The sequence below is a fragment of the Ruminococcus sp. FC2018 genome (genome assembly GCF_000621805.1).
Lineage (GTDB): Bacteria > Bacillota > Clostridia > Oscillospirales > Ruminococcaceae > Hominimerdicola.
Map to the genome: position 1 here is coordinate 158,660 of NZ_JHXH01000002.1, position 11,933 is coordinate 170,592.

Genomic DNA, 11,933 nt, shown 5'->3' on the forward strand with positions numbered 1-11,933 from the left:
CCTCCGATAAGATCAGGAAAGTGCAGGGTCGCTCACCCCGTTTGCGGCAAAGGCTTTTGCTCTGTCGATACAGGTGCCGCAGCAGCCGCAGGGCTTTTCGCCCCCTTCGTAGCAGCTCCAGGTGAGCTCATATGGCACACCAAGCCGCAGACCCTGTGCCACAACATCTGCTTTGGTAAGCTCCACAAAGGGAGCCTCCACTCTCAGCTGTTCGCCGCTGCCGATGGATATGGCTTTGCTTATATGCGAATTGAAATCGCTGCTGCAATCGGGATATGCGCTGCCTGCTGCGTCGTCGGAGTGGGCACCGTAATAGATAACATCACAGCCTCTTGAAAGTGCTACGCTTGCGGCGCAGGACAAAAACAGTCCGTTACGGAAGGGAACATATGTGGAAACGGGCTTGCCGTCGGTGCTTTCAAGCTGTCCGGCATACTCTCCCTTTGGGATATCCTGCTGTGAGCCTTCAAGGAGTGCACAGTCGGAGCCTTCAAATATGCGTGCAAGGTCCAGAGTAATAAGCTGCACACCGTAATGCTCCGCCACGGCTTTGGCAGAGTTTATTTCCTTTTGGTGCTTCTGACCGTAGGATATGCTCAGGGCAAGGACATTTTCCCTGCCGTACTTTTCTATTGCCATAGCAAGGCAGGTGCTGCTGTCCAGTCCGCCTGAAAATAAAACAAGTGCTTTCATAGCTTTACTCCTTTACGATCTTGATCTTTTTTCTGACCAGAGTATAAATAAGCCCGCCCCAGCCGAGCACCATAAATATGCTCCATACGATAAAAATTGTGGTCAGCTTCGGCACTTCATAGTTCTGGCGGCAGGCTTCATTTTTGTAAACGAGAAGGGTGGTTTTTCTGCCAACATAGTCCTCGTAAGATGAACGGACCTCAACTTTTTTGCCGTCCTCTGTAACGAATGTTGTGTAGTTTATGAATGATTTGCCGCTGGATTTAGTGCCCATAGCGACAGCTGTGCATTCCTGCGGCGTGCCGTTATGGCGTGCGCTCAGGTTTTCCATCCTCGGCATTATAAATGTTACCAGCGGCAGTGCGACTGTCAGGATAGAAAACACGATGATGAACTTCAAAAAATCCTTGCGCTTGAGCTGTCCGGGTTCTCTTTTTGTTGGCTGTTTCATATTGTCTCACCCATAAAAGTGTTATTTCAGCAGGTCTTTAAGGCTCTGTTCTGTTTTGAATCTGCCCAGATATGTTTTTGTTTCTGTTTTGGCAGATGTGTTTTTGATGCCTCTTGCGGTAAGGCAGCTATGGGTGCCGGCAATAACAACTCCCACGTCGGGGGAGCCTGTTGCTTCAGACATTATCTCGGCGATATCCGAGCCAAGTCTTTCCTGGAGCTGCAGACGCTTGGCAGCCATATCACAGATACGGGCGATTTTGCTCAGACCGATAACTCTGTCCTTGGGGATATACGCCACGCTTACGGACATATCGTACATAAGTGCCATGTGGTGCTCGCAGTAGGAGAACACCTCGATATCTCTCACGATAACAGGACCTGCGTTGGCAGGCGCTTCAAAGGTCTTGCCGAACATTTTTGCTATATCGCTGTTTGAGTATGCGATACCCTGAAAGACCTCCTCGTACATTCTTGCCACACGCTGGGGTGTTTCTTTAAGTCCTTCACGCTCGGGGTCCTCGCCAAGGGCAACAAGTATGCCTTTTACGTGCTCCTCAATGGCTTTTTTATCTATCATTTCTTTAAACTCCTCTCTCGTCGGGGTCCCAGATGAATTTGTGCAGCTGAAGCTGCAGGCGGACTCCGTTAAGACCGTTATTTACCATATACTCAACTATATCCTTGGGGTCTATCATGCCGAAAACAGGGCTTAGATAGACCTTGCATATGTCTGTAAGAGCGTACTGTTTTATGACCTGCGCCGCACGCTCGATGTCATCTTGTCCTGCACAGACGAATTTCACCGTATCGTTTTCGGTGAGCCTTGCAAAATTATCAAGGCACATTCTGCTTTGCATACCGCTGGAGGGAAGCTTATAGTCCATGGTGAAGGAAACGTCACAGTCAAGCCCCCGGGGCAGGGGAACGCTGCCGTTGGTCTCTATCTCCACGCTGTGCCCCAGGTGGGCAAGAGCCTGTATAAGGTCGGTGACATTCTCCTGTAAAAGGGGTTCGCCCCCTGTAAGGGTAATGTTTTTAACGTCGCTTTGCTGTGCGATACGGCAGAGCTGTGAGATATCCATGGGGGTAAAGGGGACATCGGGCCGGTTTGCCCACTTTGTATCGCACCAGCTGCAATTAAGGTTGCACCCTGCAAAGCGGATAAACAAGGCAAGCTCGCCTGCTTTGCGTCCCTCGCCGTTGATACTTACGAAATGCTCCGCAACTTTAAACCGCTCCATTGTCACACCTCATAGCTTGCGCAGTTGTCCGGTGTTTCGTATACAACTACCTTTGATACCGCAAGACCCTCACCGGAAAGACGGTCATAGATAGCTTTTGCAAAGTTTTCCGCCGTTGGTCGGAAATCCAGCGGCAAAAGGCGGAACCCCTCATCCAGCAAAGCCTCCTCGGTGTTTTTTTTCAAAGAGCCATTTTCGTACAAAAGGCAGTGGTCAAGCTCATCTGCAAGGGCATTCACAATTCTTTTCAGGTCAGAAAAGTCCATGACCATACCACGCTGCTGACCCTCACTTTGAAGCGAATCGGAGCAGGCGTGCACCTCCATGACCCAGCGGTGCCCGTGGATATTTGCGCATTTGCCGTTGTAGCCCGCAAGAAAATGTGCGCTGTCAAATGATGCGGAAGTTTTTAAAGTATACATTTTTCACTCCAGAAATAAAAAGTCCCGTCTGTAAAAAAGCAGACGGGAGCACATAGTTATCCCATAGTCTGCCCTAGTTTTGTTTAACGACAGGATGGTGCAAACGAACTGTCGGGCTGCCTTAAACGGTGTACCGGGTAATATTATAACACAAATATCCCCAAAAGTCAAGCCGCCGCAGCGGCGGTCCGCAAAATCCCTCGCCCACAGCCCGGTGCATGAGGCACATTTGTTACGGCTCGGGGCACAAATTCCGGGGGTATCTTACATCGGTATGCAGCGGCGGTCCGCAAAATCCCTCGCCCATGGCTTGGCGCAGCAAACGAAAGCCCCCCGATAACTCGGGAGGCTTTTTAACTTATGTATTATGCCGGGACCGGATCATTCCTCTTTGTTCTCAAGCTTCTCAGCAGCCTCTGCTGTCTTGCCGTTTGCAAGCAGATCTCTGATCTCGGTGAGCAGCTCAATCTGTGGATCGGGAGCTTCAGGCTCTTCTTCCTTCTTCTTGCGGAACTTGTTGATAGCCTTTATCATAATGAATACGCAAAGTGCTGTGAGCAGGAATGTTACGATCGCCTCAATGAACAGGCCGTACATGATAGTAGGCTTATTGCCCCAAGGAATAGTAACGCTCAGGCTCTTGAAGTTAACACCTGCAAGGATCATTCCCAGGAAAGGAGTGAAGATATCTTCAACCAGTGACTTTACGATAGCTGTGAAAGCGCCGCCGATGATGATACCAACAGCCATATCCAGAACGCTGCCGCGGGAAATAAATTCCTTAAATTCTTTTATAAAGCCCTTTTTCTCTTTGTCTGCCATATTTTTCGACCCCCAAATATAATAATGTACCTATATTATACAATTTCCGACGGTTTTTGTAAATAGGCTGTTAATAGTGTTCACATAAATTTTACATTAACCCGCCGTTTTTTTATCATGTTTTTGTGCAATGTGCTGAGTTTTAACAGGAAATTATTGGCTATGTTGACTTGGTAAGAGACGGCGAAAAAGGACCCGGGGTATGCTCCCGGATCCGGTGTTTGTTATATCCTTTTTTTATCTGTCACATTGGCATTATGCTTTGTCAGTACAGGGGGAAGTTCCCGAAAATATCGAAATCTTCCATATCCCCCGAGCTGCTTTTGCTTTGTTTCTGAGAGCTTTGGCTGCTTTGTGTCTGCTCGGATGTTTTTTCATCAACGGTTATTGTCACCTCGACGCTGCTGCCGTTTCTGTTCACCTTACAAACCAGCTTATCGCCTTTTGATGTGGTCTTTATAAAAGAGGTAAGCTCGCTGCCGCTATTTATCTTTTTGCCGTTTATCTCGGTGATAACGTCGCCCTCTTTAAGACCTGCCTTCTGTGCGGGAGAATCGTCGTAGACTTTTTTGATGACTGCACCCGAAACGTCGTCTTCGGACTGTGCGGAGGAGGCGGAAATACCTACACCGATATAGGGCGAAGCGGCATACCCGTTTTTGATAAGGCTTTCAATGATAGACTTAACGTTGTCGATAGGTATAGCAAAGCCTATGTTATCTATGGATGCGGTGCCCATTCCGGAGCTTGAATACTTGGCATTGGTAACGCCTATCACCTCGCCCTGCATATTGAAAAGTGCGCCGCCGGAATTGCCTGCGTTGATAGCCGCATCGGTCTGGATAAGGCTCATTGTGGTGTTCTCTGCGGTAATAGTTCTGTCAAGTGCACTGACAACGCCTGTTGTAAGGGAGAAGGTAAGCTCGCCCAGGGGGTTGCCTATGGCTGCCACCTCGTCGCCTACGCTAAGGGCGGAGGAGGAACCAAGCTTAACGGGGGTAAGATCCTGTGCGTCTATCTTGACAACGGCAATGTCGTTGCTCTCGTCGCTGCCCACAAGCTCGCCCTCGTATTTCTTTCCGTCGTAAAGGGTAACGGTTATCTTGGTGGCGTCTTCTATAACATGGTGGTTGGTAACTATGTAGCCGTCGCTTGAGATAATGAATCCCGAGCCGGATGCCGCAGCGGTCGTCTTGTAGCCGAAGTAATTTGTGTTTATGGAAGTGGTTATGCCTACGGTGGAGTTAACGTTTGCTTTATATACCTCTGCCGCAGTCATTTTGCCGTTTTCCGAGGCTGTATCGGCAACGTTCACGGTGCTGCTGTCTGCTGTTTTGGGAGTGCTCAGAAGCACAGGCTCGTTTTTAGTTTCGTCCTGTGACTGCTGCTGTGAGACCGCAGAGGAGCTGCTTGACGAGGAGTCTTTAAGTGCAAAATAAGTTCCGCCTGTGCCTATTGCGCCTCCCACAAGGGAAAAGCAAAGGGCAAGGGCGACTATTTTTGAGCCCGGGGTTTTCTTTGTTTTTTGTATTGGGGTTTGCTGAGAATAATTCTCCTGATAATAATTGTTATTATTGTTGTTATTGTTATAAGACTGATACATGACTGCAAAATCCTTTCCTGTTTTGGATATGTATAATGATAAGGTCATAACTTAAAAGGAAGTTTAAAGGTTTGTGAAAAAAAAAGGAAAGATTTTTCACACAGTTTTGACAATGTGACAGGACTTTTCAAACTTCCGGGTGGGAGATAAAAGAACATTGACAAGAAGGGATTTTCGTGCTATACTGAAAGGAAAATCCTACTAAAATGGTAGGATTTTTAAAATCCCATTGGTACCGGTGGTAAAAGAAAAGCACCGGGTCTAACCGATGCTTTCACGGGTGATATATGAATTGACCGTTTCATATAGCTGCGCCGCCTCGTTGGGGCAGTGGGAAAGATATGCGGCGACTATGCCTTTTTGGGGGTAAACCATGCAGCGCTGCCCCCATTTTCCCACAATGGAGAAGTGGTCACGGGCTGCACGGAAGAAGTAGCCGTAGTGGTCGGTGCCGGTGAAAACGTGGGGAGAAACTGCCCGGCTGACGGCTTTTTGCGAGATGAGCTGCTGACCGTTCCATTTGCCCTTTTGCAGGTAAAGCTGTCCAAGCATGGCAAGCTGATGGACCGTCATTTCCATGCCTGTTGCGCCGTAAAAATGCCCCTGTGGACAGCGGGTATATTTCGGTGCAGCCATATCCATAGGCTGAAAAATACGCTTTTCAAGATAGCTCATAAGGTCTTGCCCCACGGCGTTTTCACAGGCTGCACCCACAAGATAGGCGGGGATATTTGAATAGTGGAAGGCTGTGTCGGAAAAGTCCACGTCAAGGGAAAGAATGTACTTCATCCAGTCATCTCCCTCGGGTCTGAAGGGATAGCTCCCTGCGGTCATGGTGAGAAACCGCTCAAAGGGCAGCTTGTCAAAGCCCTGTGGGAAAGAGCTTTTGTATTTGCTTTCGATAAAATCCCCAAGACGGCTCTCAGGGGAAAGTATACCATCGTCACAGCACAGGGAAAACGCCATTGAGGTAACTGACTTTGCAGCTGAGTAAACAGGGTACGCCCGGTCGGCGTCAAAGCATTTATGCAATGCGACCTCGCCCTGTGTGAGTATTTCTATTGCGTGCACAGAGGAACCGGAGCTTTCAAGCGCACGGCAAAGGTCTTCAAACATTTTTATCACCGCCTTAGAATACTAATAAAAATATAATTCCAAAGCTGCTTAAAGTCAAGAGGCAAGCAAAATGAAAAACGGTGCTTTGGTGGTATTTTATCCCATAAATGAATAAAATGCAGCGTGTATACTGTTGTTTCAGACGATTTTTCTGTGTGCGAACAAATGATATTATTGACATATCGGCGCAGTTATGGTATCATTTTAGAGGACAATGATGATAAAATGCAACAGTGGGTGGTATAATGGACAAGCGTAAGGTTATATATTATTCCGACGAGCTTAACGACGAATTCTCCACGGCGCAGATAACACCGAGGAAGATCGACGAAAACTATGTCTATATCCACACCTCGCCATTTAAGAGATTTACCCACTTTTTCTGGTACAGGATAATCGCTACGCCTATTGCTTTTGGCTATATGAAGCTGGTTTTCGGGCACAAGGCAAAGGGAAAGCATAAGCTGAAAAAGCACCTGCATGACGGGTACTTTATGTACGGCAACCACACACAGGATATTGCCGACCCGTTTATCCCCAATATTATAAGCTTTCCCAAGACCGACTATGTTATCGTTCACCCCAATAATGTTTCCATGCCGTTTCTTGGCAGGATAACCCCTTCGCTGGGAGCTTTGCCCATACCCGAGGGTATGCAGGCGTACAGGAATTTTATCGATGCTGTGGAAACAAGGATATCTCAGGGGCACTGCGTGGTCATTTATCCCGAAGCCCATATCTGGCCCTACTACACAAAGATAAGAGATTTCCCCGACACCTCCTTTGCTTATCCCGCAAAGCTGGGTGTGCCGGTGTACTGCTTTACCAACACCTACCACAAGCCGAGGCTGTTTTCTCAGCCAAGGATAGTCACATACATTGACGGCCCCTTCTATCCGGATATGGATAAACCTTTGAAGGCACGCAGGAGAGAGCTTCGTGATAAGGTGTACCGCACAATGTGCAAACGGGCGGAAAAGTCCGACCATGTACAGATAAGATATATTAAACGGGAGAATAGCAAATGATAGATGTTTTGTTCTGCGGCAACGACGGAGTGTTTGACGGGGTGCTCACCTGCACTCTTTCCATACTTATGCGAACACAGACAAAGGAGCCGTTTTGCTTTCATATATTCACAATGGACGTTTCCCACCTTGACGGGAAATACACCTGTATCTCACGGGAGCATATCAACTGTCTGGAAAAAACGGTGAAGAGCTATAACAGCGATAATTCCGTTATGCTCCACGATGTGACAAGGTATTACATGAAAGCCTTTTCCGGCTGTCCCAATGAGGGAGCGTACTGCTCGCCGTATACGCTTATAAGGCTGTTCGCCGACGTGGTAAGGGGTATCCCCGACAAGCTTTTGTACCTTGATGCGGATATAATGTTCAACAGGGACGTAAGGCTTCTGTGGGACACCGATCTGACAGACTACGAGTATGCAGCTGCAAGAGACCACTACGGCAAGTATCTTATAAAGCCCAATTATATCAATGCAGGCGTGGTGCTTTTCAATATGAAGCTTGCACGTGAGACGGGACTTTTCAAGAAAGCACGATGGTGGATAAAGCACAAAAAACTCGTTTTTGCCGACCAGAGTGCCCTGATACGTTCCACTACACGCAAAAAGATGCTGCCACAGAGGTTCAACGACCAGAAGTTCCTGCACAAGCATACGGTGGTGCGGCACTTCTCAAAGCGGCTTTTCTGGCTGCCCTATCCCCACACGGACAACATAAAGCAGTGGAACATCCAAAAGGTCCATTCGGTCTTTGGTTACAGACAGTTCGATGATATTTACACACAATATCAGAAAATTATAAATCAATCCCCAAAGGAGTAAAAATGAAGGAAACAATAATACCTATCTTCTATGCCTGCGATGATGCCTTTGTAAAGTACACGGTGGTTTCCATGTACTCTATGATACACAACGCATCAAAAGAATACAAGTATGTGCTGCATATCCTGCATACAGAGATTTCCGACAAAATGAAGGATATAGTGAGCAGGCTTGCTGACGACAACTTTGAGATAAGCTTTGTTGACGTCAATCCATATTTGCAGTCCATATCGGATAAGCTGCCTTTGCGTGACTATTACTCAAAGACTACATATTACAGGCTCTTCATCGCAGAGATGTTCCCTCAGTACAGCAAGGCACTGTATATCGACAGCGATACGGTGGTGCTGGGTGATGTGAGCAGGCTGTATCTTACCGATATAAAAGACGCTTACCTGGGTGCCTGCCATGAGCAGGCTATGGTACAGACTGATGTGTTCGGTACCTATGTGGAAAAGGTGGTGGGCGTTTCACGCTATAACTTTTTCAACGCAGGTCTTATGCTTATTAACTGTGAACAGTTCCGTCTGCATTTTGTGCTGGATAAGTTTATCGATTATCTGCATTACTATAACTTTGTGGTGACTCAGGATGAGGACTACCTCAACCTTATCTGCAAGGACCATGTGTACTGGCTTGACCAGCGATGGAACACAGAGACCTTCGGCAAGATTGAATACCCCATAGAGCAGGCGGAGATGATACATTATATCATGAACAACAAGCCATGGCACTATGAGGACTGTCTGTACGGGGAGTTTTTCTGGAAATACGCACGGCAGACCCAGGTTTACGACGAGGTGCTGGCGGTGCAGCGTTCATACAGCGATGAGAAAAAAGCACGTGATGCAAAGGCAGGGGAAAAGCTGCTGGAGCTTGCGGTAAGCGAAACAAACCGTGAGGACAATTTCCTTAACCGGATAAACCGTGATAAGCGTGACAAGGACCGTGTGGAGATACTTCATAAGATAGAGCAGTATGAGCGTGAGGGACGCTTTGACGAGGACGTGGAAAACGACCCCCCGGGAAGGGTGCTCATGCCGGACGAGATAGAGTATGTACGAAAGACCAAATCCGAAAAGCTCAAGACGAAATTCGCTTTTAAAATGGCGCATAAGTTCGTTGACGGGCTTATCGAGGACAAAAAGCTTATTATAAAAGAGATAAAGGGGATCGAGAATTTCAACGGACTTGAAAGGGGAGCGGTGATAACCTGCAACCACTTCAATGCCTTTGACAGCTTTGCCATTCAGCTTGCATACGAGGCTGCCAACCAGCCAAACCGCAGCTTCTGGCGTGTTATAAGAGAGGGCAACTACACCTCTTTCCCGGGCTTTTACGGCTTTCTGATGCGCCACTGCAACACGCTGCCCCTGTCGTCCAATGTGGACACTATGAAAAAGTTTTTCAAAGCCATAGACGAGCTTCTTGAAAACGGGGACTACGTGCTGTTTTATCCGGAGCAGAGTATGTGGTGGAATTACCGTAAGCCAAAGCCTTTGAAGAGGGGCGCATTCCTTTGCGCCGCAAGAAGCGCAGCCCCTGTGCTGCCCTGCTTTATAACCATGAAGGATTCCGACGTTATGGGTGAGGACGGATTCTATGTTCAGGAATACACCATACATATTTCCCCGCCTATCTATCCTCAGCAGGGTCTTACCCACCGCCGCCAGGCAGAGATGATGATGAAAAAGAACTACGAGCTTTGGAAGGAGATATACGAGGCAGAGTATCATATACCTCTTTCCTACACCACCAGCGGCAATATGGATCAGCTCAAAGGGTTTGTCCCGGAAACAGAATAAAAAAGCATGACCCGGACGAGGAAGATCGCCCGGGTTTTTTGTATGAATATGCAATGCAGCGGCAGTTGTCCCTGCGGCATGAAAAAAGCCCGCAGGCAGTGAGCTTACGGGCTTTGTGCGTATTATATTCATTCGCCGAAAACAGTGTCGTAGTATGCAAACAGCTCCTCCAGCAAGGGCTTCATGCCCTCTATCTCGCTTGCTTTGAGGGTGTCGATGTTCAATCTGTTTCCGCTTTCATATTCTGCGTGCAGACTTACACTCAGCTCCTTTGAGTCCTCCTCGCTCGTGGGCATACTGCCGAAGCCGAAATATCCACGGTCGTGATTTCCGTAATTGCCTGCCTCGTAGTCATAACGGCTTTGGTCGTATTTAAGGTCGGTGCTGTGGTCAAAAAGTATCTTTGTGACGGCGGCGAAATAATCCTGTGGAAAGGGCACAAGCTTATTGACGAGGGTCTTTTTGGCATTGTCGTCGTAGATAGTTTTTTCAAGCAGATAGCTCTGCCCGTTTATCGCAAGCTTCCGGTCCACGTTTACTCCGCCGTACTCGGTGTAGATACCCTGCCGGATGTATCTCAATCTTATCCTTTTCACCGCCGTGGTTTCTCTGGGCGGCATAAGAGAATCTTCTCCCTTGCGGCAAAACCACTGTGCAAACAAGGTGTATATCTCCTCTGCCCATATTGCAAAGGGGTCGTTGTTTTGGGTAAATCCAAGCGTTTCTCCGGAGGAATAGCCTGCACAAAACCTGCTTGGCTGATACTCGGGAGGCAGTCCTGCGGTGACCTTGTACAGACCGTTAAGCTTAGCAAGCTCATGGCGGTCGATTATCTGCTGCAATCCGCAAAGCAGCTGCTCGTCTGCCTCAAAGCTGATATTTTTTATTTCGTCGCAGGCTATGGTGCTGCCGTTTACCTGCTTTACGCTGAAGCAGAAATTATGCCTATCATCTGAGGTACACCTGTTGGAAAGGAAAAAGTTTGCATAAAAGTCGGTTATATCCTTTGAAGCTATCTGCTTGGGTGCGCTTGTATCCGTACGATCGGTAACTCCTCCGCACAAGATCTCCTCTTTGTTCCTTATCATTATGACCTGTCACCTCCCTGTTATCTTGATAAAAAGGTAGCATAAATCCCCGGGGAAGTCAAGAGCTTTACACAAAAAAAGGGCAGTCCCGGGGCTGCCCTTTTTGCGATCTATGACACTGTATTTATCTTCATGTCCGGAGTTATCTCCTCCACAGAGGTTATCTGTCCGTCCACCAGCTTGATAAGCTTTGAACCGTACAAAGCCGCAGATTCGGAGTGTGTCACCTGAACGATAGTCTTATTGTATTTCTGATTTATGTCCCTGAACAGCTCCATAAGCTTTATTCCGGTCTTTGTGTCAAGATTTCCGATAGGCTCGTCAAGAAAGATTATCTTTGGATCGAAAACCAGAGCTCTTGCAATAGCTACTCTCTGCTGCTGACCGCCGGAAAGCTCTCTTGGTGTCAGCTTTCTTTTGTCCTTCATACCGATTATCTCCAGACACTCCTCAAGCTTGTCTTTGTATTCGCTTCTTTTCCTGCCTGCGATCATAAGGGGCAGAGCGATATTGTCCTCCACAGTAAGATTTGGCACCAGATTGTAAAACTGGAACACAAAGCCTATATCCCGGTTTCTCATGGAGCAAAGCTCCTTGTCTTTAAGGGTGCTCAGGTCTGTTCCGTTTATGCTCACCGTTCCGTCGCTTGGCATATCCAGTCCGCCCAGCAGGTACAAAAGGGTAGACTTTCCGCTTCCCGAAGGTCCCATTATGGATATAAATTCCCCCTGCTCCACCGTAAGGTCAATGTCTTTAAGAACGTGAGATGTTTCCTTGCCGTTTACAAAGGATCTGTTTACTTTTACTGCCTGTATTACATTCATTTTTCTTACCCCTC

13 protein-coding genes are annotated in these 11,933 nt (G+C 47.7%); 3 read left to right on the plus strand and 10 right to left on the minus strand.

The features are described from left to right. Positions 1–12: 12 nt before the first annotated feature. The 8 genes from queC to T494_RS11995 all read right to left on the minus strand — a co-directional run bounded on the left by queC (position 13) and on the right by T494_RS11995 (position 6,350). Entirely contained in the window at positions 13–693 is a 681-nt protein-coding gene (gene queC / locus T494_RS0102035) for a 7-cyano-7-deazaguanine synthase QueC (protein ID WP_028504862.1), read from the minus strand. A 4-nt stretch (positions 694–697) separates the two neighbouring features. Continuing rightward, a complete protein-coding gene (locus T494_RS0102040; protein WP_028504863.1) occupies positions 698–1,144 on the minus strand; it encodes a hypothetical protein in 447 nt (148 codons plus the stop codon). Between the two features lie 21 nt (positions 1,145–1,165). Next, the gene (gene folE, locus T494_RS0102045) at positions 1,166–1,723 is read right to left on the minus strand and encodes a GTP cyclohydrolase I FolE (RefSeq protein ID WP_028504864.1); all 558 of its coding nucleotides are present in this window, start codon (positions 1,721–1,723) and stop codon (positions 1,166–1,168) included. Between the two features lie 4 nt (positions 1,724–1,727). After that, positions 1,728–2,387, minus strand: a complete 660-nt coding sequence (queE, locus tag T494_RS0102050) for a putative 7-carboxy-7-deazaguanine synthase QueE (protein WP_028504865.1) — start codon at positions 2,385–2,387, stop codon at positions 1,728–1,730. Positions 2,388–2,389: 2 nt separating this feature from the next. Next, the gene (gene queD, locus T494_RS0102055; RefSeq protein ID WP_028504866.1) at positions 2,390–2,809 is read right to left on the minus strand and encodes a 6-carboxytetrahydropterin synthase QueD; all 420 of its coding nucleotides are present in this window, start codon (positions 2,807–2,809) and stop codon (positions 2,390–2,392) included. Between the two features lie 381 nt (positions 2,810–3,190). Next, entirely contained in the window at positions 3,191–3,631 is a 441-nt protein-coding gene (gene mscL, locus T494_RS11985; protein ID WP_051539896.1) for a large-conductance mechanosensitive channel protein MscL, read from the minus strand. Positions 3,632–3,896: 265 nt separating this feature from the next. Then, positions 3,897–5,234 carry a trypsin-like peptidase domain-containing protein gene (locus tag T494_RS11990; RefSeq protein ID WP_051539898.1) on the minus strand — a complete coding sequence of 446 codons (1,338 nt, stop codon included), beginning with the start codon at positions 5,232–5,234 and terminating at the stop codon, positions 3,897–3,899. A gap of 261 nt (positions 5,235–5,495) precedes the next feature. After that, on the minus strand, positions 5,496–6,350 hold the full coding sequence (locus T494_RS11995) for a serine hydrolase (RefSeq protein WP_051539901.1): 855 nt from the start codon (positions 6,348–6,350) through the stop codon (positions 5,496–5,498). 245 nt (positions 6,351–6,595) lie between these two features. On the opposite strand from T494_RS11995, the gene T494_RS0102075 reads away from it, so the two are divergent. The 3 genes from T494_RS0102075 to T494_RS13585 are packed head-to-tail and all read left to right on the plus strand — an operon-like array spanning position 6,596 to position 10,007. Next, positions 6,596–7,378, plus strand: coding sequence for a hypothetical protein (locus T494_RS0102075; RefSeq protein ID WP_197021108.1), 783 nt, complete (start codon positions 6,596–6,598; stop codon positions 7,376–7,378). Continuing rightward, positions 7,375–8,202, plus strand: coding sequence for a glycosyltransferase (locus T494_RS0102080; protein WP_028504868.1), 828 nt, complete (start codon positions 7,375–7,377; stop codon positions 8,200–8,202). Before T494_RS0102075 ends, T494_RS0102080 begins: the two co-directional genes overlap by 4 nt. Positions 8,203–8,204: 2 nt before the next feature. Beyond that, positions 8,205–10,007, plus strand: a complete 1,803-nt coding sequence (locus tag T494_RS13585; protein WP_081777192.1) for a glycosyltransferase — start codon at positions 8,205–8,207, stop codon at positions 10,005–10,007. Positions 10,008–10,135: 128 nt separating this feature from the next. On the opposite strand, the gene T494_RS0102090 is transcribed toward T494_RS13585, so the two are convergent. Beyond that, complete coding sequence (locus tag T494_RS0102090) at positions 10,136–11,095, minus strand: hypothetical protein (RefSeq protein ID WP_028504869.1); 960 nt, start codon at positions 11,093–11,095, stop codon at positions 10,136–10,138. A 110-nt stretch (positions 11,096–11,205) separates the two neighbouring features. Continuing rightward, positions 11,206–11,919: an ABC transporter ATP-binding protein gene (locus tag T494_RS0102095; RefSeq protein ID WP_028504870.1), complete on the minus strand. Its 714-nt coding sequence runs from the start codon at positions 11,917–11,919 to the stop codon at positions 11,206–11,208. Between the last annotated feature and the right edge of the window lie 14 nt (positions 11,920–11,933).

What these genes read in the sequence shown, in the direction of transcription:
- queC (WP_028504862.1), bottom strand. Translation starts at nt 693, where the DNA reads ATGAAAGCACTTGTTTTATTTTCAGGCGGACTGGACAGCAGCACCTGC.
- T494_RS0102040 (WP_028504863.1), bottom strand. Translation starts at nt 1,144, where the DNA reads ATGAAACAGCCAACAAAAAGAGAACCCGGACAGCTCAAGCGCAAGGAT.
- folE (WP_028504864.1), bottom strand. Translation starts at nt 1,723, where the DNA reads ATGATAGATAAAAAAGCCATTGAGGAGCACGTAAAAGGCATACTTGTT.
- queE (WP_028504865.1), bottom strand. Translation starts at nt 2,387, where the DNA reads ATGGAGCGGTTTAAAGTTGCGGAGCATTTCGTAAGTATCAACGGCGAG.
- queD (WP_028504866.1), bottom strand. Translation starts at nt 2,809, where the DNA reads ATGTATACTTTAAAAACTTCCGCATCATTTGACAGCGCACATTTTCTT.
- mscL (WP_051539896.1), bottom strand. Translation starts at nt 3,631, where the DNA reads ATGGCAGACAAAGAGAAAAAGGGCTTTATAAAAGAATTTAAGGAATTT.
- T494_RS11990 (WP_051539898.1), bottom strand. Translation starts at nt 5,234, where the DNA reads ATGTATCAGTCTTATAACAATAACAACAATAATAACAATTATTATCAG.
- T494_RS11995 (WP_051539901.1), bottom strand. Translation starts at nt 6,350, where the DNA reads ATGTTTGAAGACCTTTGCCGTGCGCTTGAAAGCTCCGGTTCCTCTGTG.
- T494_RS0102075 (WP_197021108.1), top strand. Translation starts at nt 6,596, where the DNA reads ATGGACAAGCGTAAGGTTATATATTATTCCGACGAGCTTAACGACGAA.
- T494_RS0102080 (WP_028504868.1), top strand. Translation starts at nt 7,375, where the DNA reads ATGATAGATGTTTTGTTCTGCGGCAACGACGGAGTGTTTGACGGGGTG.
- T494_RS13585 (WP_081777192.1), top strand. Translation starts at nt 8,205, where the DNA reads ATGAAGGAAACAATAATACCTATCTTCTATGCCTGCGATGATGCCTTT.
- T494_RS0102090 (WP_028504869.1), bottom strand. Translation starts at nt 11,095, where the DNA reads ATGATAAGGAACAAAGAGGAGATCTTGTGCGGAGGAGTTACCGATCGT.
- T494_RS0102095 (WP_028504870.1), bottom strand. Translation starts at nt 11,919, where the DNA reads ATGAATGTAATACAGGCAGTAAAAGTAAACAGATCCTTTGTAAACGGC.